Source organism: Cryobacterium algoricola (assembly GCF_004402485.1).
Lineage (GTDB): Bacteria > Actinomycetota > Actinomycetes > Actinomycetales > Microbacteriaceae > Cryobacterium > Cryobacterium algoricola.
This window is the reverse complement of sequence record NZ_SOFG01000022.1, coordinates 58,669-80,410: the sequence shown is the minus strand read 5'-3', so window position 1 is coordinate 80,410 and position 21,742 is coordinate 58,669. Positions and strand designations below refer to the sequence as shown.

The 21,742-nt window shown below is 70.3% G+C and carries 15 protein-coding genes; 6 read left to right on the top strand and 9 right to left on the bottom strand.

Annotation, left to right across the window (positions count from 1 at the left end):
* Positions 1-2: 2 nt before the first annotated feature.
* Together E3O44_RS15890 and E3O44_RS15885 are read left to right on the top strand one after the other, a co-directional pair.
* Positions 3-866: a nuclease-related domain-containing protein gene (locus E3O44_RS15890; RefSeq protein ID WP_134535752.1), complete on the top strand. Its 864-nt coding sequence runs from the start codon at positions 3-5 to the stop codon at positions 864-866.
* Between the two features lie 212 nt (positions 867-1,078).
* Positions 1,079-3,043 (top strand): hypothetical protein, encoded by a 1,965-nt coding sequence (locus tag E3O44_RS15885; RefSeq protein ID WP_134535751.1) that lies wholly within the window; start codon positions 1,079-1,081, stop codon positions 3,041-3,043.
* A gap of 28 nt (positions 3,044-3,071) precedes the next feature.
* Here the strand turns inward: E3O44_RS15885 and E3O44_RS15880 are convergent, their stop codons facing one another.
* Together E3O44_RS15880 and E3O44_RS19290 are read right to left on the bottom strand one after the other, a co-directional pair.
* Entirely contained in the window at positions 3,072-4,388 is a 1,317-nt protein-coding gene (locus E3O44_RS15880) for a J domain-containing protein (protein WP_166792686.1), read from the bottom strand.
* Positions 4,385-4,879 carry a hypothetical protein gene (locus E3O44_RS19290; protein ID WP_166792685.1) on the bottom strand — a complete coding sequence of 165 codons (495 nt, stop codon included), beginning with the start codon at positions 4,877-4,879 and terminating at the stop codon, positions 4,385-4,387. The genes E3O44_RS15880 and E3O44_RS19290 overlap by 4 nt, the downstream gene beginning before the upstream one ends.
* Positions 4,880-5,058: 179 nt before the next feature.
* Here E3O44_RS19290 and E3O44_RS15875 point away from each other — a divergent pair, with 179 nt between their 5' ends.
* Positions 5,059-5,748 (top strand): hypothetical protein, encoded by a 690-nt coding sequence (locus tag E3O44_RS15875; protein ID WP_134535749.1) that lies wholly within the window; start codon positions 5,059-5,061, stop codon positions 5,746-5,748.
* Between the two features lie 118 nt (positions 5,749-5,866).
* Here the strand turns inward: E3O44_RS15875 and E3O44_RS15870 are convergent, their stop codons facing one another.
* The gene (locus tag E3O44_RS15870; RefSeq protein ID WP_134535748.1) at positions 5,867-6,682 is read right to left on the bottom strand and encodes an ice-binding family protein; all 816 of its coding nucleotides are present in this window, start codon (positions 6,680-6,682) and stop codon (positions 5,867-5,869) included.
* A gap of 414 nt (positions 6,683-7,096) precedes the next feature.
* Between E3O44_RS15870 and ppsA the strand changes: the two genes are divergently transcribed.
* Complete coding sequence (ppsA, locus tag E3O44_RS15865; protein WP_134535747.1) at positions 7,097-9,487, top strand: phosphoenolpyruvate synthase; 2,391 nt, start codon at positions 7,097-7,099, stop codon at positions 9,485-9,487.
* Between the two features lie 23 nt (positions 9,488-9,510).
* On the opposite strand, the gene E3O44_RS15860 is transcribed toward ppsA, so the two are convergent.
* The 3 genes from E3O44_RS15860 to E3O44_RS15850 all read right to left on the bottom strand — a co-directional run bounded on the left by E3O44_RS15860 (position 9,511) and on the right by E3O44_RS15850 (position 10,469).
* The gene (locus E3O44_RS15860) at positions 9,511-9,858 is read right to left on the bottom strand and encodes a hypothetical protein (RefSeq protein ID WP_134535746.1); all 348 of its coding nucleotides are present in this window, start codon (positions 9,856-9,858) and stop codon (positions 9,511-9,513) included.
* Between the two features lie 107 nt (positions 9,859-9,965).
* Complete coding sequence (locus tag E3O44_RS15855; protein WP_134535745.1) at positions 9,966-10,184, bottom strand: hypothetical protein; 219 nt, start codon at positions 10,182-10,184, stop codon at positions 9,966-9,968.
* Positions 10,185-10,187: 3 nt separating this feature from the next.
* A complete protein-coding gene (locus E3O44_RS15850; RefSeq protein ID WP_134535744.1) occupies positions 10,188-10,469 on the bottom strand; it encodes a glutaredoxin family protein in 282 nt (93 codons plus the stop codon).
* A 152-nt stretch (positions 10,470-10,621) separates the two neighbouring features.
* On the opposite strand from E3O44_RS15850, the gene E3O44_RS15845 reads away from it, so the two are divergent.
* On the top strand, positions 10,622-12,304 hold the full coding sequence (locus E3O44_RS15845) for a tetratricopeptide repeat-containing diguanylate cyclase (RefSeq protein ID WP_134535743.1): 1,683 nt from the start codon (positions 10,622-10,624) through the stop codon (positions 12,302-12,304).
* Between the two features lie 8 nt (positions 12,305-12,312).
* Here the strand turns inward: E3O44_RS15845 and E3O44_RS15840 are convergent, their stop codons facing one another.
* Complete coding sequence (locus E3O44_RS15840; RefSeq protein WP_134535742.1) at positions 12,313-12,828, bottom strand: GNAT family N-acetyltransferase; 516 nt, start codon at positions 12,826-12,828, stop codon at positions 12,313-12,315.
* Entirely contained in the window at positions 12,825-13,103 is a 279-nt protein-coding gene (locus tag E3O44_RS15835; protein ID WP_166792684.1) for a type II toxin-antitoxin system TacA family antitoxin, read from the bottom strand. The genes E3O44_RS15840 and E3O44_RS15835 overlap by 4 nt, the downstream gene beginning before the upstream one ends.
* Before the next feature lie 229 nt (positions 13,104-13,332).
* On the opposite strand from E3O44_RS15835, the gene E3O44_RS15830 reads away from it, so the two are divergent.
* Positions 13,333-14,610, top strand: a complete 1,278-nt coding sequence (locus E3O44_RS15830; protein WP_134535740.1) for a hypothetical protein — start codon at positions 13,333-13,335, stop codon at positions 14,608-14,610.
* A gap of 121 nt (positions 14,611-14,731) precedes the next feature.
* Here the strand turns inward: E3O44_RS15830 and E3O44_RS19440 are convergent, their stop codons facing one another.
* Positions 14,732-21,115 (bottom strand): DUF3320 domain-containing protein, encoded by a 6,384-nt coding sequence (locus E3O44_RS19440; protein WP_241976376.1) that lies wholly within the window; start codon positions 21,113-21,115, stop codon positions 14,732-14,734.
* Between the last annotated feature and the right edge of the window lie 627 nt (positions 21,116-21,742).

Sequence of the window (21,742 nt, the reverse complement as noted above, 5' to 3'; positions counted from 1 at the left end):
ACATGGTCGGAAAAAGCACAATCGATCCGGACAGTATCGGCGACGGCCGCGTCGAAAACGAGGGCATGCGCCGCCGGTTCGCCGCCCAGGCCATCATCGACAAACTGCTCCGCCAACAGGGCGCCCACCCGCGCCGTACCCGTCTCGCCCGCTTCCTCGGCCGGTCCCCGCTCGGCGGCAATGCCCTCGGCTGGTATCGCGGCGCGCAGGGCGAACTCGCCGTCGGCGCCCTCCTCGCCCAGCTGCCGCCGGAGTGGGCGGTCTTCCACGGGCTTCCCGTCGGGGTGAACGGCTGGGACATCGACCATGTTGTCGTCGGCCCCTGCGGCGTCGTCACCATCAACACCAAGCAGCACCGCGGCCTGCCGGTGCGGGTGGCCGGCGAGGCCGTCACCGTCGGGGACCGCGCGGTGCCCTACCTCGAACACGCCGCCTTCGAGGGCGAGCGCATCGACACGCTCCTGCGGGCATACCTCGGCTTCACCGTCCCGATCCACCCGGTGCTCGCGTTCGTCGGGCCGAAGGGCGTCGTCCACGACGGCCCGACGAACGCGGTCACCGTGCTCGACGCCGCCGACCTCGTGTCGTGGCTCACGGCCCTGCCGCGCGTCCTCGCGCCCCTCGAACGCTTCGAAGTGATCGCGCTGCTCGACAACCCCGCGAGTTGGGCCGAAACCGTGCCGGTCGGCGCGGGAGAAGGCCTGATGGAGCGGTTCACCGTGCTCGACAACCAGATGCGCTCGGCGAGGCTGCAGCGCCTCGTCCTCGCCCCCCTCGAAGTCGTCGTCGGTCTCGGGGTCTTCGCCTATCTGGCCGCGAACCTCGGAATCGCCCTGGTCGGGGCTTTCCCCGGAGCCGGTCGCTGACTCCGCAACCTGCGAAACCGGCGGTGACCGGCCCGGAAGCGCCGCCGCCCCCGTCTGAGGTGCATCCTGCGTCATAGCGTGAGTCCCGGGTAGGCAACTCGCACACAATGCTTCATATACACCCTGTAACTTAACGAATGGAGCAATCCGCCTAGAATACTGGCGTAGCCTTATTCCCACGGCCTATCCACGGGCCCGGGGAGGAGACAGCCGTGTATACCCGCGTTGAGACCAGCTCCGCGGTGCAGCAGCTTGCGATCGGCCTTCACGACCCTGCCCGTGATCGACCCTGGGTCGTCGTCTCCTCGCCGTTCGGAACGGCCGTCCCCGAGATCGGCATCGACCAGCTCGCCACCCAGATCGGCGACGTCGCGCGCGTGTTCCTGGTGCAGACCGGCGAACTCACCCGACAGCTCGGTGACCTGCTCCCGGCCCAGTTCCAGGTCTACGGCAGCGCCGGCCGCTCGTACCCCACCGGGCCGAACCCCTTCGCCGACCTGGCCAGGTCCCGGCTGCGCTTCACCCACGGCGATCCCCAGCACGCGACCGACCAGCTCGTCACGGATGCCCTCGCGCACGCCCACCACGCGGGTCTCTTCGCGCTCGCCCCGGCATCCGTCATCACCGTCACCGGAACCGTCAAGGGCTTCATGCTGCACGGTTCCCGCGCCCTCGTCGAACTCGACGGCGGCGGCATGGCGACCATCTGGCAGGAACTCACCTACCCGCCGGTCCCGCTGGACTGGACCCTCTCTCCGGGCCAGCGCATCCAGGGCGCCCTCGACGCCCCGACCCACCGGCTGAACGTCGAGCTCAAACCGCCGACCACCGAGGTGATCGCCGAGCGGTACCCGCACGGCAGCGTCACCCTTGCGCTGGTGCAGAAGGTCAGCGCGCAGAAGGCCGTCCTCGCCCTGCACCCGCACCTCACCTTCACCATCACCCGCGCCGACATCTCGGCCAACCCGCGCGACCTCGTCGACACGCTCCTCTCCGAAGGCGACGTCGTCGCCGCGCGGGTCATGCACCTGCCGAGCGGCGCCCTGCACCTCGTGCTCAGCGACGTCGACGACGACGAGCCGGTGTTGCCTCCGCTCGCCGCCGTGCTCAACGGGCCGCCGTGGCTGCGCGAGAACCGCCCGCTGCTCGCGCTCGTCGAGGACGACGAGACCGCAGGGGCAGACGACCTCGTCTTCGACCCGGCCATGTCCGCAACGGGGCTGGCCGGCTTCGCCCGTGCGGCCGGTGCCGGCCTTGCGGCGGACGACCTGCATGGCGAGACCGGTCCGGCTGATGCCGGTGCCGGCGCCATGCGGCCATCGCCCGCCGACTTCGCCACTCCCCGTCCGACCCTGCCGCGCCCGTTCCCCGGACCCGGCCGCGTGCACGCCGTGCGCCGGCCGACGCCCGCGACCGCCGGCGCGATCCCGTTCCGGGTCGGCCCGACCCCGGCGCCGTGCGCACCGACGTCGGTGTCCGCTCTGCAGTCGACCCAGCTCTCCCTCGCCGAGGCGAAGGCGAAGATCACCCGGCTCGAGGCGCAACTCGTCGAGGCCGGAAGCACAGAGTCCGACCTCGCCCGCCTGCGCGAGCAGGCCCGTTCCGCCCAGCTGCAGCTCCGCGACGCGCTCGTCGAACTCGGCACCCTGCGCCACACCGTCGCCGAGCTCCGCGACGAGCAGCGCACCCAGAAGCGGATGCTGCGCGAGTCCCGCCGGACCGTCGTCGCCCCCGCCCCCAGCAGCGAATACGAAACCCGCCGCGCCCTCTGGGAGGATGCCACCAGCTGGGTCCGCCACGAGATCGCCCTCGCCTGGGTCGACCGGGTTCCGGAATCCGACCGCGAGGAATGGCCGCTGCCGCACAGCTACGGGCTGTCCGACCGGTTCGCGGAGTCCCTGAGCGGGCTCGACGACGGCCAGCTCGCGAAGGCGTTCAAGGCATCCGTCGACGTGCTGACCGGCCGCGTCAAGACCCTGCAGGGCCGGCACCTGCACGCCCTGCGCCAAGGCGCAGGACCCGCGGACCCGCACCTGCTGCGCTGGGACGGAGCCCGCTGCATGCGGGTGTCGATCGAGCAGAACACGCCGGCCGCGCGCCGGATGCACTTCTGGCAGAAGCCCGACGGCAGCGTCGAGCTGATCCGCATCGTCACCCACGACGACATGGAAGCCTGACCGGTCCCAGCGGATGCGCCGGGCCGGGTCAGCCGGCGCGGCGCGGGGGAGTCGGCGGGAGCGCGTTCTCCACGTAGGGGATCCAGGCCTGCGCGTCCCGGGCGAGCACGAAGTCGGCGAAGGACATCGGACTGGCCTGCGGGTCGGCGCCCGGGAGCCCGACGGTGCCAACGGTCGGCGGCGCCGGGACGCCGGGCGTCGTCGCGGGCATCGACCCCGTCGGGGCGGAGCCGACCGGCACGAAGCCAGGAGGGACGAACGAGGCCGGCCGCTTCCGGCGCTCCTCGTGGGCCGGCGGCCGCTGCCGCTGGTCCGGCTGAACCGGAGGTCCCTGCTGTGACGACTGCGGGTCGGGCTGCTGTGACGGGGAGGGGGCCTGCGGCCCGGTGCTGTGCCGCGGCCGGGCCGGGGGAACCTCGCTGCCGGGGGCGCCCAGCTCCTGCTGCGGGTCGGCTCGGTAGAAGGCGTCGGGGTGCGGGCTGCGGCGGTTCTCCGGGAAGTTGTCGGCGTTCCGCGGGTCCCTCCGGTCCGCCGGCGCCCGGCGTCGGTCGTTCGGGTACGGCAAGCCGGCCCGGTCCGGGTCGCGGCGGTCGACGAAGGCCCGGCGCCGGTCGATCGGCAACGGCAGCGGAGCCCCGTACTGCGGGTTCGGGCGTGCGGCCGGGTTCTGCGGGTCCGGGGCCTGCGGATGCTGCTGCACCGGCGGGTACTGGAAGCTCGACGGATCGAGCGGGTTCGACGGTGTGCCCGGGGCCTGGCGGGGAATCCTGCTGTCGCGCGGATCCATCGGGGTCCGCCGGACCGGGGAGGGCGGCGGCGGCACGGGTCCGCGGCGGATGTACGGGTCATCGGGTCCCCGGGTGGTCCAGCCGGCACGGGGACCGAACTGGGCCTGCGGGTTCTCGGCCGGCCGCTGTTGCTGCGGCTCGCGTGCCTCGGCGCCGCGCGGGTCGGCGGCGGCAGCGGGGCTCCCGCCGGGAGTGCCCGGCGCGGTGGACCCGGCACGGCTGGACGGAGGACCGGTCTGGCCGGACGGTGCCGCGGTGCTCGTGGGAGCGGGGTTCTGGGCCGGCGCCTGCCGGGCCGCAGCGGGTGCGCGTGGCGGCCTCGGGGCATCCGTCTTCTGGATGAGCGCGGCCACCCGGTCGAGTTCGCCGTAGAGCACGTCGCGCGCGGTGGACATCCGCACGAATTCGGTGGTCGCGGCCGCGAGGGTCTCCGCGGAGGCCCCGGCGAGGAGGTCGGGGTGGTGCGCGCGCGCCTGCTTGCGGAACTGCTTGTCGATCTCGCTGCGGCTCGCGCCGGCCGGAACGTTGAGGATCCCGGCGGCGATCTCCGGGGTCATGACAGCGGGCCGAACGAGCGGAGGTACTTGTTGTAGGCGAGGCGCTGCAGGGTGTGCTTGTACTGGGGCGCGAGGGCGCGCACCCGGTCCAGCAGGCCGTCGTCGATCTCCTTGAGCCGCGAGCCCGCGCGGATCGTCAGGATCGGACCCGCGACGATCGCCGCAACGAAGACGAGGAAAAGGGCATTGTGGGTGGCCGCCAGGCCGAGGACGGTCAGAAGCAGGCCGGCGACGAAGACTCCGACGCCGATCCAGAGGGACCGTTTCGCCGGGGCGAGGTTCTCCTCCGCGAAGCGCGCCCAGCCCTCCTCCGAGCGGGTCCAGAACACCCAGCCGGGAGGCGCGGGGGAGCACCCCGGGACCGGCGTCCATCCGGAGGGCGGCTCCCAGCCCTGGTTCCCTGCGACCCAGTCGAGGGTCGGCGTGGGCCACCGCGGCGGACGCTGGAACTCCAGCGGCAACGGATCGGGGAGCGGGGGGGCGTCGGCCATAGACCCAGATTAGTGGCATCGGAGTGGGCTTCGGTCCCCTGAACGGGTGGGCTCCCGGGGGACACAACCGGATAACATCCGGGAATCGGTCCCCTAAAAAGGGGACACGGGTGTCCCGGGTATGCCACTATGTGTTCAGCATATTAATGCAGACGGCTACCCGACCCGAAAGTTCCACCATGTCCCGCTGGCTTACCCGAATTGCTGCCGTCACCGGCGTCGCCATTCTGTCCCTTACCCTCACCTCATGCACGAGCGTCGCGGCCCTCGTCGGCTTCGCGCCGATCGATCAGGCCAGCCAGGTCTCGGCAACGGCCGCACCCACGGCCACCGCGGCCCCGCTCGTCTTCGACTCCGTGTTCACCGACATGGGCTCGATCCACCCGACGATCCAGCTCGCGCCCCAGCTGGAACTCCAGCTCGACATGTGGACGGAGCAGAAGACCCACGAATGGTACACGGACAGCGACAAGCGTTTCTCGTTCGTGATCAGCGTCTTCGACCGTGCGCAGGCACCGGAGGCCCCGTTCGGCACCAAGCGTCACGTCTACATGTCCAACATCACGGTCACCGCGACGACGACCACGGCGAGCGGTGCGAGCACCACCCCGTTCGTGCTCAACGTGAACCCGATCGCCGCGACCCTCGACCCCGAGGCGCTCACCGGTCCCGGCGGGCTGCTCGTCACCTCGCCCAAGGGCGGCTTCCAGCTCGAGTCGAACCCCATCGGTATCCTGACGCCGGACACCTACGGCCTGACCCTCGACTTCGCGATGACGATCGCCGGTGAGGCCACGGCCGGCGGCGGCGCGACGGTCACCCAGATCGTGCACCAGGCGATCCCGGTGGCGATCTTCAAGCGCATGTAACAACTGGATTAACAAACGCCGGCGATGCACGCCGGCGCATGGAAAGGCCCGGAACTGCGAGATCGCTGTTCCGGGCTTTTCGTATGTGCACCCGGTGAGCGGATGCCGCGGCGTCCGCCTACAGGGCGGGCTCGGTGACCGTGTTCTTCTGCAGGGTGACCGCGGTCTGCGACAGCAGGCGCCCGTCGACTGTCGCGCCGGTCTTCAGGGCGACGAGGGACTTGCCGAGGACGGTGCCCTCGAAGTGCGCGGTGGTGCCGACCGCGACGGAGCCGGCGGCCTGCCAGAACACGTTCTTCGCGAGCGCCCCGCCGGTGAGGGTGACCCGGGTGGCGGAGGCCTGGGTGATGTTGCCCGAGATCTGGAAGATGAACACGTCGGACGGGCCGCCGTTGAGGGTGACGTCGCTCGTGATCGTCACGCCGGTGTTCCACTTGTAGAGCCCGGGAGCCAGGGTGAGGCCGCCGATCTCGCCGGCGCCCAGGTCGATCGCGTCGGGCAGGGTGCGCCCGGCGGCATCGGTGTACGCGGTGCCCATGTCGCCGATGGCGGTCGTGAGCATGCTCGGGGCGGTGATCTCGCACGCGGGACCTGCTGCGTCCACGGAGTAGACCAGGCCGGTCACCTCCGGGCAGCTCAGGTGGATGGCGGCACCGGTGATGGGGCTCGCGCCGACGTTTCCGGTGATGGCCGAGGCGTAGACATCCGTCACGCCCGTCTTGGAGAGGATCGCGAAGGTGCCGGCGAGGCCGAGCGCGACGGGCGCGCGCACGGAGCCGACCGGTACGGCGGCCGAGGCGGAGCTGGCTCCGGCGGTCGTGGCGCCGACCGTGCCGACCGCCGCGAGGGCGATCGCGACGAGGAGGACGGGCAGCCACTTCCTGGCCGGGGTGCTGGTGCTGGTTTCGGTGGTTGTCTGGACGAATTCGGTCATGGTGATTCCCTTTGTTCCCGTCAACCCGGGTCCGCGAGTACGGAGCCGGGGCAGGGCCGTCGCGAGCGGCGGTCCCCGGAGCTCCATCCGGGTTACGCTCGCTGGCGGAAGTGTGCCGGGAATGCACCTCTCCAGCCGCCGGGGCAGACGGGTACCGCACCTGGAACAGGTGCCCTCAGCAGCTGGAATCCAACGATCGAATCTGTCTAACCCCCAGACTAGGGCCAAAATCCATCGGCCCTCGCCCGGGGGACGCCTCCCGGATGAACTTCCGGGGAACACCCGGCGCCGGGTGCCTCCCCGGTCGCGGGCACTAGCCGCGGCCCGTGCGCAGCAGTAGGTTGCGAAGAACGGATGCCGTCGGCGCCACGGGACGCCGGGTCGCGGCTTCCTACAGGAGCGGTGGGAGTCATCATGTCAGAGCGTCATGTGGTCTGGTTCGAAGAGATCGGCCTCGCCGACATCCCCCAGGTCGGCGGGAAGAACGCCTCCCTCGGTGAGATGGTCGGCTCCCTCGCCGGCCAGGGCGTGCGGGTGCCCGACGGGTTCGCCACGACAGCGGATGCCTACCGCGCGTTCATCACGGAGAACGGCATCGAATCCGCCCTGCGGACCGCCCTCGACCGCTACCACGCCGGGGAGGCGACGCTGCGGGTCACGGGTGAGGCCCTGCGCGATCTGTTCCTGAACGGGGAGTTCCCCGAGGACACGGCGGCGGGCATCCGCTCGGCGTACCGGCAGCTGTCGGAGCGCTCCGGCCAGCCGAACCTCGCCGTCGCCGTGCGGAGCAGCGCGACCGCGGAGGACCTGCCGGACGCGAGCTTCGCCGGGCAGCAGGAGACCTTCCTGAACGTGACGGGGGAGCGGGATCTGCTCGCCGCCTGCCGCCGCTGTTATGCGAGCCTCTTCACCGACCGGGCGATCAGCTACCGCGAGGTGAAGGGCTTCGACCACCTCGACGTGGCGCTCTCGATCGGGGTGCAGCGGATGATCCGCTCCGACCTGGGCGGGTCCGGGGTGATGTTCTCGATCGACACCGACACCGGCTTCCCGGGCGCCGCCGTGATCAGCGCGGCCTGGGGGCTCGGCGAGACTGTGGTGCAGGGCGCCGTCGACCCGGACAAGTACCTCGTGTTCAAGTCGCTGCTCTCCGACCCCGGACTGACCCCGATCATCGAGAAGACCCTCGGCGCCAAGGCGACCAAGATGGTCTACGCCGCGGGCGGCAGCGCCCGCACCCGGGTGATCGACACCCCGCTGCGGGAGCGGAACTCGTTCGTGCTGAGCGACCTCGAGATCGTGCAGCTCGCCCGCTGGGCGGTGATCGTGGAAGACCACTACGGCCGGCCGATGGACATGGAGTGGGCCAGGGATGGCGTCACCCACGAGCTGTACATGGTGCAGGCGCGGCCGGAGACGGTGCAGTCGCAGGCGAGCGGCACCGTCTTCACGGTGAGCCGGCTGCTCGAGAGCGGGCCGTTGATCGTCTCCGGCGTCGCGATCGGCGACAGCATCGCGACCGGGACCGCGTGCGTGATCCGCGACCCCGCCGACATCGACAACTTCATCGACGGCGCGATCCTCGTCACCGAGATGACCGACCCCGACTGGGTGCCGATCATGACCCGGGCCTCCGGGATCGTGACCGACCACGGCGGGCCGACCAGCCACGCCGCGATCGTCAGCCGGGAACTCGGCGTGCCCGCGGTCGTGGGCACCGGCACCGGAACCGACCTGATCCACAACGGCGCCGCGATCACGCTCTCCTGCGCCGAGGGCGACGAGGGCTTCGTCTACGCCGGAACCCTCGCCTTCGAGACCGAGGAGGTGGACCTCGGCACGGTGCCGTCGACCCGCACCAAGCTGATGGTGAACATCGCGAGCCCCGCCGCCGCGTTCGAGTGGTGGCGGCTGCCGGCCGCCGGCGTCGGCCTGGCCCGGATGGAGTTCATCATCAACAACCTGATCACCATCCACCCGATGGCGCTCGTGCACCCGGAGCGGGTCACCGACCGGGCCGCGCTCCGGCGCATCCACGAGCGCACCCGCGGCTTCGCCGACCCGAAGGAGTACTTCGTGCAGACGCTCGCGCTCGGCATCGCGAAGCTCACCGCGCCGTACTACCCCGACCCGGTGATCGTGCGGATGAGCGACTTCAAAACCAACGAGTACGCGCACCTGCTCGGTGGCAGCGCCTTCGAGCATACCGAGGAGAACCCGATGATCGGCTTCCGCGGCGCCTCCCGCTACTATGACGACCGCTACCGGGAGGGGTTCGCGCTCGAGTGCCGGGCGATCAAGCGGGTGCGCGAGGAGATCGGCTTCGCCAACGTGATCGTGATGGTGCCGTTCTGCCGCACCGTGGCCGAGGCGGACAAGGTGCTCGCCGTGATGGCCGCGAACGGGCTGACCCGCGGCGAGAACGGCCTGCAGGTCTACATGATGTGCGAGATCCCCGCGAACGTGATCCTCGCCGAAGAGTTCGCGACCCGGTTCGACGGGTTCTCGATCGGCTCGAACGACCTCACCCAGCTCGTGCTCGGCGTCGACAGGGACGCCGGCGACCTCGCCGGCCTCTTCGACGAGCGCGACGACGCGGTGAAGCGGATGATCAGCGAGGCCATTCGCAAGGCGCACGCCGCCGGGATCAAGATCGGCATCTGCGGGCAGGCGCCGAGCAACTACCCGGACTTCGCGGCCTTCCTGGTGCGCGAAGGCATCGACTCGATCTCGCTCAACCCGGACAGCTTCCTGAAGACGGCGGGCATCGTCGCCGAGGCCGAGGGCACGCTCGACACCGTGTGACGGCTGGCTCCGGCGGTACGGCGTCAGCCCTTGCTGTCGTCGTACTGCTCGAGCACGGCCTGTTCGTATTCGTACTCGGCGGCGTCGGCCGCGGCCTTCGCCTTGGCGACCCGCTGGCTGATCGCGTGCTCGGACTTCTCCAGCCGGCGCGCCTCGAGCGGGCTGGCGTTCTCGAGGAGGTCCTCGAGGGTGTCCGGGTCGAGGTGCATGGCCTCGATCGCATCGGCCTCCGACCGGGAGACCGCCGCCTTGCTGCGGAGCAGCCGCACCCGGGCATCCTTCGCGTCCTGCCGCTTCGCCGCCTCGGCGTTCGCAATGTCCTCGTCGCTGCCGAAGCGCTCGATGCGCTTGTCCTGGCCAGTGTCACCCATGATGCCTCCCCGTTTCCGTGGCATCGTAGCGCGGCTACGCCGTCGGGGAAACGGCCCCGTGCGGGTGACGCGGGAGCGGGAGTTGCCGGGCCGGGTGGGGCCGGGCGTCAGCGGCGCGGGTTGCCGCGTCCGCTGGTCCAGAGCCAGCGGGCCCTGGCGGTCGCGATGCCGCCGGCGGCGAGGGCGACGATCGCCACCGGGACCGCAACGCCCACGAAGGCGTTGTGGTTCACCGCGTTGAAGTAGAGGGTGCCGAGCGCGATCGCACAGCAGACGAAACCGGCGATCCCGCACATCTGGAAGGTCCAGTCCTTAAGGCTGCGCACGGCTCAGGCCTCCACGGAGAACTGCGCGAGTTTGGCGCGCAGGTCGGCGTCGCTCGGCTCGACGAGGTGGCTCGCGTCGGGGAACACGATCACGGGGATCCGGGTGCGTCCGCTGATCGCGTGGGCGCGGTCCGCGCCGTCCGCCACGGCCTCGAGGTCGACGTAGTCGTAGTCGATGTCCAGGCCGTCGAGCACCTTCTTCGAGCGGCGGCAGTCGCTGCACCACTCCGCGCCGAACAGGGTGATGCGCGGGTCGGTGGGCACGGATGCTGTTGCTGCGGTCATCCGCCGATCTTACGGGGCCGCGCTGGGCATCCGCCTGCAGGGATGGTCAGGGGAGGGTCACAGGTCCGCCCTTTCGGGGGCTGTTTTCCGGCTGAATTCGGCCCGGTGCGGTGTTAGGTTCGAATGAGCGACAGACAGTCGGGGGGCTGAAGGTGGACTCGAAGGCGGCAGCACCAGACGTGCGTGGAGATCCGGCAGCGCCCGGTACCACGGTCCCGGAGCACGCTTCGTATTCGACGGCGGCACTGCTCGCCGCGTGCGAACGCTCGCGCGCCGACGGCCGGCACCTCGACGGGGCCGCCCAAGCCGAGCAGGTGCTCGCGACCTTCGGGATCGCCCCCGGTGACGAGGCCCAGGCCCGCGAACTCCTGTCACTGCACCGGTTGCGGCTCGGCGATGTTGAGGCATCCGTTCGTCACGGGCTGCTCGCGCTCGAATACCTGGTCGACACGGGTGAACTGCTGCGGCAGTCGCAGCTGCACTGCACCCTGGCGCTGGCTTTCCACGAGACGGGCCTGCACGAGCCCGCGCTGCGGCACGTGCTCGGCGCGCTCGCGGCCGCTCGGGCCAGCGGCAGCCGGCTCGCCGAATTCTGGGCGCTCAGCCGATCCTCGATGGTGCACGTGGGCACGGGCGACTCGCCACGCGCCCTCGAACTGGGCCGGCAGGCGCTTGCCCTGTCGAGCGAGCTCGACGACGCCGAGGCCCGATTCGCCGGCCTCAACAACCTCGGTGACACCTGCCTGGAGTTCGCCCTGGCCCAGAAAGCCCTCGGTCTCGACCAGGCGGAGGCGCTGGCCGAGGCCCTGGACAACCTGCAGCAGGCCGCAGCACTCGCCAACGGCCAGGGGCACACCTTCTGGGAGACGATCGCGCGCACCAATCTCGCCAATATCCTGATCGAGCTGGGCCGGTACGACGAGGCGCGCGAGCAGGTCGAGCTGTCCAGGAGCCTCGCGACGGCCAACGGGTACCGCAACCTCAGGCTCGACAACGAGGTGCAACTCGCCGAGATCGTGCGGTCGGAGGGACGCATCGACGAGGCGACCGCCATGATGGTCGCCCAGCTGGGGGCGCCCTTCGTCGAGGACGACCCGGCGCGGCTCACCCGGTTGCATCGGGCCCTCGTGCAGATGTGCAAGGAGAGCGGCCGGTTCGAGCTCGCGCTCGGCCATTCCGAGGCGCTACACGCGTTGACCCTGCGCCTCACAACGCAGACGGCCGGTCTGCAATCCCGGATGCTGATCAACACTCTCGAGATCGAACACGCCCGCCACGAGACCGAGCGGTCGCAGCTCGAGGCGCAGGTGCTGCGCATTCGTGCGGAAAAACTGGACCACCAGGCGCACACCGATCCGCTCACGATGCTGCCGAACCGGCGCGCACTCGAGCGGCAACTGCCGGCACTGATGCGCCGGGCGAAGGACCGCGCGCAGCCGCTCTGCGCGGCGATGGTCGACCTCGACCACTTCAAACGCGTCAACGATGCCCACGGCCACGCCACCGGCGACCGGGTGCTGGCCGAGATGGGCACGATCCTGACCGCGGCCATCCGGGACAGCGACCTCGCGGTGCGGCTCGGCGGCGAGGAATTCCTCCTGGTCTTCGGCGACGCGACCCCGGGGGCCGCGACCAAGGCCTGCGAGCGCCTGCTCGAGGCCGTGCGCTCCTTCGCCTGGGACGAGATCGGCCCCGGGCTGGTCTGCACGGTGAGCATCGGCCTGGCGGTGCGGAACGCCGGCGAACGCACCGCGCACTGGCTCGCCCGCGCGGACTCGGCCCTGTACCAGGCAAAGAGCGACGGTCGCGACCGCGTCGCGATGGCCCCGCAGTAGCCGAGCCGTTAGGTGATGGCCCGCTCGGCGCTCGCGCGAATGTCGCCGAGAGTCAGGAACAGGGTTCGGTCGTCGAGCGGCGACGTCACGAACCCGAAGTGCCGGTACCAACTCGTTGCGGTGTCGTCGATGGCGTGCACCAGCAGTGCCCGCGCCCCCACGGATGCCGCGGCTCCGGCCGCTCGCATGACCGCGTCCCTGAGCAGTGAAGCACCGAGGCCGACGCCCTGGTGACCCGAGTCGACCGCCAGGCGGCCGAGCAGGATGACGGGGATCGGGTCGGGCATGTTCCTCCGCACGCGGCCTGGTGCCTGATCGACGTCGACCGAGGACGCGGCAAGCGTGTAGTAGCCCACCACCGTGCTGTTGGTGGTTGGGCAGGTCACGAAGGTGCGCGAGGCGCCGGAGACCTCGTTTTTGAGCGCCCGCGTGCGGAGCCAGTCGTCCAAGACCGTGTTGCCGCTGGCGAAACTCTCTCGCACGTGCTTGGGCGTCAGCGGAACCGGAGGCCGGTACCGGGTCATTCGTCGAAGACGGACGGTCGCCTCAGAAGCGCCACCAGCTCGGCCACTGGCCGGGCGGGTGCATCGAGGCGTTCCTGGAATTCGTCCCACGCGGCCGGCGAGACGGCGAACACCCGTCGATCGGAGAGGACCTCCTCCGCGCGCGCGGTGAGGGCGTCGACCGAGAACTCCGTGACAGTGCTGCCGACGGCGGCGGCGGCGCGTTCGATCGTTGTCTTCTCGCGCGGGGACATCCGCATGGCCAGTCGTGCGCTCTTTGCCGTGGATTCAGTCATGCCCAGAATGTACGCCGCATAGGCGTACATAACAACAAGTGTCCGGGAATCACCTCAACGGCAAGGTCCCGCCCCGCCGCGCGCCCGTCGCCGGTGTCGGGACTGTTTGGCGTGCTCGCCGATCACGGAGGCCGGAGGGTACCTGTCCTTTTCGGGTGCCGGGCATCCGGCTGACGACGAATCACACCATAATGGGGCGACTTGAGTTGGCGCGCGAAAGGAGCCATCTTTGGGTATTTTCGATCGAGGTCGACATCATCGAAGCACCCCGCCGCTATCGGAAGAAGAAAGTACCGGCCAAAAACCCGTCGGCTCAGTCCGGCTGGCTACGACTGGCTACGTTGCCATGCTGATGTTCATCTCCGGCATATTCCTCGTATTGGCGATGTCACCGACCGTCCAGCAACACTTCCTGCATTGTTCCGGATTGTCCTGCGCTGATGGTTGGTTGGGTGACGCTTACGACCATTTCTTGTGGGCGGTGAGGATTCTTGCGTTGGGCTTGCTTCTGTCCGGCGTCATGCTTGCATTGATCTGGTTGACTTGGCGTGCGAATCTTCGCAGACGCCCAAGGCGTTGGCTGATTCTGCTGTTTTGGAGCTGGCCAGTGGTCTTCGCCCTCTTCTCGATCCAGGGGTTCGGTACCTTGGCGTTCTCGCCTCGCGACCCGAGCTTTAACCTGTTGCAGTTCTCAACAGGCCTTATTTATGGGTCGTCGGCCCTGGCGGGAATAGGTCTGGCTAGAAGGGCAGGACGCATCCGCGAGGCTAACAAATCCATATGGATAGCCGGCACACAGACCGAGCGGGAAGTCCTCGTCGTGCTGCTCCTCTACATCGCGGCATCGTCCGGGGCCGGTCGATTCAACAACGAGTTCGGCAAACTCATCTCTGAGTCGATGTCGGCAGGCACCAGCTTTTTAGCGCTGGGACTTTGGTTTTTGGTCGTCGGGCCCGGGTGGACTTCCTCTGAGTTGGCTAGGCGCGAATTGCGGGCGATTAGCGTCGAATCAGGACTTCCGCGATCTGTCGGTTCGTCCACGAGAGTGCGTGGCACTGACGGAATGGTTCTGTTACTCCTCGTGTGCCTAATCATGGACGGGACCCTGGCTCTCGCGTTCTGGCTGCTCGTCAATCTCACGGAGCCCGCCGTCTCCTGGTTCGTGCTACTGGGCATGTTTGTTTCTGCGATCGTCCTCATTCGGCGCATGGAGAAACTGTCGACCGTCACCGAAGCAGAGTGGCCCAAATGCACTGAGGTTTCGCGGCAGCTTTGTCTCCTACACGCGGTATTTTTCGTGGGTAACATGGGCCAATTGTTGACTCCGGCGTATACGGAGTTATTCGCAACACTTTCCGGAGTGGTGGGAGTCCTGTTCTCGGTCGCCATCTGGGTTCTCATCTTCGGACCCGATCGTACGTCCTACATCGAAACTTTGGAAAAGATCCGCGAACGCGACAAGATCTCGCAAATACAGAGGAACGGCGATATACCCACGGCAACGTAATACCGGGAAACGCGCACCAGCCGCACCTTTGAGTTGCGGATCACGTCGGCACGGTACGCCTCCGTCGCAGGAACGAACGTGGGAGCATCCAGGCGCCCTGTGCGCGGCTGATGGAGGCCAGTTACCGGGGGCCGGGGAGGAGGAGGCCGGCGGGGGTGCGGGTGAGGCGGGCGGTGTCCAGGGCCAGGGCGAGGGCCGCGTCGAGGCGGACGCCGACGGTTCCGCGGGTGCTGCGCCCGCCGAAGAAGGCGAGGGCCTCACGCTTGAGCTCGGCGTCGTCGATGCCGGCCGCGGCCTCGGCCGCGAGCCGCATCGCGGTGGCGATCTCCACGAGCGGAACCTGCTCCAGGGATCGGGTGACCCCGGGCGGGGTCCGCCGGGCGCCGTGCCAGCCGGATGGGTCGATCGACTCCGGCCAGTAGAACGGCTCGTCGGTGCCGAGCGGCAGCTCAGCGGGCACACACCGCACGATGGATGCCGCCCGCGCCTGGTTCACCCGGTCGAGACCGAACGCCGCCGCCACGAGCTTGATCAGCCGGGCGCTATGGATCGGACCCTCGGCCTCGACCGCCGCCCGAATCGCGGATTGCACCTTCGCCGTGGCCGCGGTCCGCGGCAGGGCATCGAGCACGTCGACCACCCCGAGACGTCCGGGGGACCACTCGGCGTAGTCCGTGCTCAGCTCCGGCGCGGATGACGTCGCGCTGGTCCTGGCCAGCTTCCCGGCGGATGCCGCGACGCCGTTCGACGCGATCGCCGCGGCCGGCTCCTGTCGTACGGACCGCTCGGCGGTCGCGTCGGCGCTCGAGAGCCCGGCGGAAGCGGCCGCGGGCACACGAGCGGTTGCCGCTGTTGCTGTCGCATTCGGTAGACCCGGTGCGCCCACGGCCCCAACAGCGCCAGCCCCAACAGCGCCAGCCCCAACAGCGCCAGCCGCAACCGCGGCGGCGGCAGCCTCGACCGCGGCGCCGAGCCGGGCGATGGTCTCGTCGCGGTGGTGCAGCCACTCGGGCATCCAGACCCGTTCGACGCCGGGCCAGCGCATGATGCCCTGGAGCACGTCCACGGGCAGGCCGTCGCGGTCGGAGACCGTGCGCCGCGCGCGCCAGTTCGGCCCGTCGAGCAGCACCGCGACAAGAGGCCGCGACGGGTCCGCAGCCGAGGCCAGGCTCAGGTCCACCCGGAAGTCGGAGAGGCCCACGTCGGTCTGCACGACGTGCCCCGCGGTGCGGAGCGCGGCCGCGATGTCGTCGCGGTGCCGGTCCACGGTGGACTGGCGGCGGACATCCGTGCTCAGGGCGTCGGCGCCCGCTGCGGCCATCTCAAGGTAGGCCTTGAGGTGCTTGATGCCGATGGAGCTGGTGTCCTGCGCGCGCAGGACCGCCGGGTCGAAGCTCGCGTAGAGCACCACCTGCCGCCGGGCACGGGTGATCGCCACGTTCAGGCGGCGCTCACCGCCCGCCCGGGAGAGCGGCCCGAAGTTAAGCGGCACGACGCCCTTCTCGTTGGCGCTGAACGCGATCGAGAAGAGGATGCTGTCGCGCTCGTCGCCCTGCACATTCTCGAGGTTCTTGACGAAGAGGCCGTCGACCTCGTCCAGGGCGAGGGCGATGCGTTCGTCCTCGCTGTCGCGGAGCAGGTTCTCGATGAGGTCCCGCTGCTGGGCGTTGAAGGTGATCACGCCCACGGAGGGCGAGACCCCCGGCGAGGCTGTGAAGCGGCGCTCGATGTCGTCGACGATCGCACGGGCCTCGACGGGGTTGGTGCGGAGCGCCTTGCCGCGACCGGAGCGCTCGAACTGGCCGTCCACCCGCACGAGGGAGACGCCGTGGTCGCTGAGTACGCTGGCAGCGGGCGCCGGGAACGACGACAGCCGGCTCTCGTAGTAGTAGTGGTTGCTGAACGCGATGAGCGACTCGTCCTGGCTGCGGTAGTGCCACGAGAGCCACTTGCTGGGCACCCGCGCCTGCACGCACTCGGTGAGGATCGACTCCTCGTCCGCGACGGCGCCGAGCACACCGTCGGTACCGAGGCCGTCGAGGCCGGCGTCCTCGTCGTCGATGTTCGCGCTCACCTCGGCGAAGCTCGTCGGCGGCATCTGCTTGCTGTCGCCCACCACGACCACGGACGCCGCCCGGCCCATCGCCCCGATCGCATCCGCCACCCGGATCTGCGAGGCCTCGTCGAACACCACGATGTCGAACAGGGCCGCGGATGCGGGGAAGAACCGGGCCACGGATTCCGGGCTCATCAGGGTGCACGGCATCACCTGGGTGATCAGCTCGCCGTAGTTCTCGAGCAGGGCGCGCACGCTCATACCACCGCGCTGCCGGTCGAGCTGGCGGCGCAGGCCACCGACCTGCCCGGAGGCGAGGTTCGTGTCGAAGCGGCGGAGCCCGAGCACCTCGGCCGGGATCGCCCGGGGGAGTTCGCCGCGCACCGCACGGGTGCTCGCCGTGAACCGGGTGATGGTCTTGCTGTGCGCCACGAGGTTGAAGTCGCCGAGGGCGGTGGCGTCTTCGCGTTCGGTGATCGAGGCGAGGGCGAGGCCCCTGTCGAAGGCGAGCGCGGCGTCCTCGGCCGGGATGCTGCCGGCCAGCAGTGCTGCGCGGGCGTCGGTGAGTCCGTGCCGGCGGAGCGGCTCGAGGTGCCGCACGAGGGCGAGCCAGCGTTCGAGCACGACCGGTTGGGCGGAATCGACCGAGCGGGCGGCCCGGGTCGCCCACCAGCGGGACACGAAGCCGAGCTCGCCGGCCCAGCGGGCGCGGTCGGCGGGCTGCACGTCGGCGGCGGTGTCGAGGGTTTGCCAGGCCGCGGCGAGGTCCGTGAGCGGCTCCTGGCCCTCGCCGAGCGGGGTGGAGGCGTAGTAGGCGCGTAGGTCGGCGGTGTGGGTGGGGGAGTCTGCTGCGGCAGCCGCGGGAGCGGGCCGGTTGAGCGCGTCGCCCAGCCAGCCGAGCCAGGCCAGACCGGTGGCGAGGTCCTCGGCGTCGGACGCGACGAACGGGTTCCACCGCGCGTCGACGAGCGGCACCGGCAGGGTGAGCGCGGCCTCGCGCAGCCCCTGCGCCTCGGCGTGCGCGGCGGCGAGGGCCGCGGTCAGGGTGGAGAGCATCTTGAGCGGCACGGCCTTCTCTGGCACGGATGCCGCGTCGCCGGTGAGTGCGTCGGCGATCTGCGCGAGCACCGCGCGGCGCTTCTTCTTGCGGCCGAAGAACCCGGCGGCGTCTGCGTCGAGGGCCGCCGCGTGGATCCCGGGCACATCACGGTCGAGCACGGTCGGCGCGACCCGGGTCAGCCAGTCCGGACGCGACGCCCGCAGCGCCGCGAGGTGCTTCTCGAGGCCGGCGATGAACGCGCGCCACTCGGCGGTGTGCAGGGTGTCGACCGCGCTGACGGAATGCCGGGGTGCGGCGGCGAGGTCGCGCCATTCCCCGGCGAGGGCGGCCGAGGGCATCCGGTTCAGGGTGTCGAGGTCGAAGCCGGCGGCCTGCGCCGCCACGAGGGCGTCGTCGAAGGAGCGCCCGGCCGCGTGGATCGCGGCCGTGCGCAGCGCGATCGCGATGCCGGTCGACGGCGACGAGCCTGCGGCCAGGGACGCGGCAGTATTGGCACCGACACTGGCCCCGGCGTCGGAGGTCCCGGTGGAGGCCGTACCCGCGTAGGTCGCCCCAACGGACACCGTGCCGACCGCTCGGGCGGCCCGCACCGCCTCGGCGGCGGACTCGGCCGACGCCGATCCCGCACCGGCGCCGCGCCCGAGTCGTTCGTCGACGAAGCCCCAGGGGTGCGCGGCGCTCGGGCGGGCCAGGTCGGACACTTCAGGCAACTGACGCAGCACGTGCCGGAGCTCGTCGAACACGGGGGCGGGGGAGCCGCCCACGAGCGGGCCGGGGATGGCGAGCGGCTCGACCGAGGCGTCCGCGGCGAGGGCGTGGGTGCGGGCGGAGTAGAGGGAGAGGCCGGCCGCGTTGGCCTCGTGCAGCCGGTCGGCGTAGCGGGCGAGGGTGCCACGGCTGGCGGCGGCGGCCTCGCGGTTCGCGGCGAGGGCGGGCAGGTCGGGGTCGATGCGCAGCTCGAGGGCCGCCTTGATCTGGGCGCGCACGGCGGCGGGCCGAGCGGCCTTGTCGTGCAGGTCGAGGGAGAAGTCGCCGAGTCCGACGCTTTCGAGGCGTTTCTTCACGACGTCGAGGGCGGCGCGCTTCTCGGCGACGAAGAGCACCCGCTTGCCGTCGGCGAGGGCGCGGGCGAGCAGGTTGGTGATGGTCTGCGACTTGCCGGTTCCGGGCGGGCCTTCGAGCACGAAGGTGCGGCCGGCCGTGGCCTCGGCCACCGCCTCGAGCTGGGAGGAGTCCGCCGGCACCGGCACCGAGCCGCCGAGCGCGTCGAGGTCCACGGACGGAACGCCCGAGGCGGGAGCCGTCGGGGACTCGGCCGGCTGGGCCAGGCTCCACGCCCCACCCCCGCCGGCGCCGGCCGCGGCGACCGGGTCGGCATAGGCATCCAGTGGCGTGTTGATCAGGTGTGCGACGAGGCTGTTCTGCGACAGGGCCTCCCAGTTCTCGTCGAGATCCTTCCAGAGCCGGAACTTCACGAACTGCAGAATGGACAGCTCCACGGTCTCCTCGACCCGGAACGGCAGCCCGGCCGCCGCGATCGCCTCGCGCACCGCGGTGAAGGCTGCGCCGAGGTCGATGCCCGAGGCATCCTCCCCGGGGGTCGCGAGCCCGGCGATCTCCAGCCCGAAGCTCGCCCGCAGCTTCTCGAGCAGGCAGTAGTTCGGCGTGGACGCCCCGGCCTCGTCGATCGTCAGCCGGTACGAGGAGCCGCGGCTCGCGCTCGTCATGTTCACCGGGATCAGCACGAGCGGCGACCGCAGCTCGCGGTCGTTGAAGCGCCAGTGCAGCATCCCGAAGGTGAGGTAGAGGTTATTCGCGCCGGTCTCCTCCACGATCGTGCGAGCCTTGTTGGCGAGGTAGCGCAGCTTGCTCGTGTACGACGCCTCCGTGATGTCCACGAACGCGCCCTTCTTGTCGGCGAGCATCAGCTCGCGGGTCTGTTCCGGCAGATCCTTCCCGAAGCGGATGCCCCGGGCCCGGTCCACGTTCGGCACCGCGTCGCTGGGCACGAGGGTGATCGGGGTGCCGGCGTTGATGGCGTCCTCGAGGCGGGCGACGGCCGGGCCGGGCACGAAAAGCGGGTAGCCGGAGCGGTCGGTGTAGTTGATCAGCTTGTTACGCAGGCTCAGGTCGAGCAGCGCGTTCTTCCACTGGGTAACCCGCGGCGGCACCGGGGTCGCCTCGGGAGCGGTCGAAGCCCCAGACCCGTCGGCCCCGCCCCGCGCATAGTACGGAGCAATCACCGGCCCGGCGCCCGCCTGGTACACCGTCACCGTGACCGCGCCGTCGGACCCGACCGAGCGGCTCGGCAGCGGCCAGATCCGCGACTGCCGGGCGGTGCGCACGTCGGTCACGCCCAGGAACTTCTCCAGTCCCGCGGCAAGGTACTGCGTGTGCGGGCTCCGCCGCGCTTCGGCGAACGGCATCGAGGTCGACCCGCCCGTGGCACCGGTCGTTTCAATGAGCCCGATCGAACCGAGGTCGACGAGGTTGACGATGTCGGCGACATCCGTGTGGGCGACCGCGCCGAGCGCCGAGTTGACCCGCCAGTAGCCGAGGAAGATGTGCCCCTCGAGCAGCCAGAGCGTGGAGTTGAGGCCGGCCTGTTCGAGGGCGGCGGCGAGGGTGACGGTGGTGTCGAGGCAGGTGCCGAGCCGGCCCTCGAGCACCTCGGCGGGCGTGCGCACCTTCTGCCCGCTGGTGCCCCAGCTCGCCGGGCCGACCGCGTAACGGATGTCCCGGGCGCGCATCGCGTCGAAGATCGCCTCGACCGTGGCGTCGACCCGCTCGGGGCTCTCGGACTGGTACCCGCTGAGCGCGGAGTCGCCCGTGCGCTGCTGCAGCAAGTCGCTCGCCTCGACGAGCAGCGGCGCGATGGCGGCGGCGTTGGGCTGCACGTGCGCGGCGAGGAGTTCGAGGCCGAGGTGCAGGGGAGTGGCGATCCACTGGCTGGACGCGAGGATCTGCACGGCCGCGCTCGTCTCGGCGAGCAGGGTGCCGGCGGCGTCGCGCAGGGTGGCGCGGATCGAGCCCGGCCGCTGCTCCTCGACGGCGAGCATGAGCGCCGGGTCGAGCACGAGCTCGACCGTGCGCAGGGTGGTGCTCTGCCCCGCGCCGAGGTCGACGATGACCACCTGCGGGGCGCCGAGCGACCCGGCGGCGCTTGTGACCTCGACCTCGAGGGTCGCAGCGCGCTGCTCGCCGCCGAGGTTCTCGATCACAATCTCGTCGACGACCGGCACCCGGCAGTGCGCCATCGCATAGGAGAGGAACGGTACCGAGCTGATCCCGATGCGGGCGGATGCCGCTGCTGCGGCAACTGGGGCACCTGCGGTCACGGCCGCGGCAGCAACGCCGTCGGTCTCGGTCTCAGAGTCAATCTGGTCCACGGATTCCCCTTCGTGCGGCGACATGTCACGGCGACCCGGACAGCCGCCGGATCACGTCGAAGCGCTGCCCCCGATTCTAAGATGCGCCTCCGACATAACCCAGCCCAGATCATCCCGGTCGGGGTCATGGCAGCGACGGGCGAGTCAGGAAAGGCCGCCGTTTTCTGGAATCCGGCCGGGTGGGGTGAACACCTCGTCGGCGGGTCGCTCGATCCGAACCGATTGGTCGAATTACGTTTTGAGTCTCTTCGTAAGCCGGTGCCGCATGAACATCTGGGTGCATTGGCAGTGACCCTGTCGTCGGCCTGCGGACGCAGCCGTCAGCGTCAGCAAACGTGGGGGTGTCCCGGCCTTCCAGAATGCCCCGAGATTCACTGTCGCCTGTCCACTAACGTGATTTCGGCCGGGCGGGGTCCCAACCCGACTTCCAACACCCTGGTTAGATTTCCGGTTGGCAAGGTTCATCCCGCAATCGACGGGGACATTCGCGTCGTCGTTTGCGCAGCGGCGGTGCCTCTTGACGGTCGTGGGCGGTGGGTGGGAGCGACACCATTTTCGGCCAAGTCGAAGGCGGTATTGATAGCGGCAATGCGGCTGCTTACGTGCGGCGTGGAGACAGTTAACCGC

Excerpts from the sequence above, each read along its gene's own strand:
- E3O44_RS15890 (WP_134535752.1), top strand. The coding sequence starts at position 3 with ATGGTCGGAAAAAGCACAATCGATCCGGACAGTATCGGCGACGGCCGC.
- E3O44_RS15835 (WP_166792684.1), bottom strand. The coding sequence starts at position 13,103 with ATGACTGAATCCACGGCAAAGAGCGCACGACTGGCCATGCGGATGTCC.
- E3O44_RS15870 (WP_134535748.1), bottom strand. The coding sequence starts at position 6,682 with ATGACCGAATTCGTCCAGACAACCACCGAAACCAGCACCAGCACCCCG.
- ppsA (WP_134535747.1), top strand. The coding sequence starts at position 7,097 with ATGTCAGAGCGTCATGTGGTCTGGTTCGAAGAGATCGGCCTCGCCGAC.
- E3O44_RS15850 (WP_134535744.1), bottom strand. The coding sequence starts at position 10,469 with ATGACCGCAGCAACAGCATCCGTGCCCACCGACCCGCGCATCACCCTG.
- E3O44_RS15875 (WP_134535749.1), top strand. The coding sequence starts at position 5,059 with ATGTCCCGCTGGCTTACCCGAATTGCTGCCGTCACCGGCGTCGCCATT.
- E3O44_RS19290 (WP_166792685.1), bottom strand. The coding sequence starts at position 4,879 with ATGGCCGACGCCCCCCCGCTCCCCGATCCGTTGCCGCTGGAGTTCCAG.
- E3O44_RS15880 (WP_166792686.1), bottom strand. The coding sequence starts at position 4,388 with ATGACCCCGGAGATCGCCGCCGGGATCCTCAACGTTCCGGCCGGCGCG.
- E3O44_RS15840 (WP_134535742.1), bottom strand. The coding sequence starts at position 12,828 with ATGACCCGGTACCGGCCTCCGGTTCCGCTGACGCCCAAGCACGTGCGA.
- E3O44_RS15860 (WP_134535746.1), bottom strand. The coding sequence starts at position 9,858 with ATGGGTGACACTGGCCAGGACAAGCGCATCGAGCGCTTCGGCAGCGAC.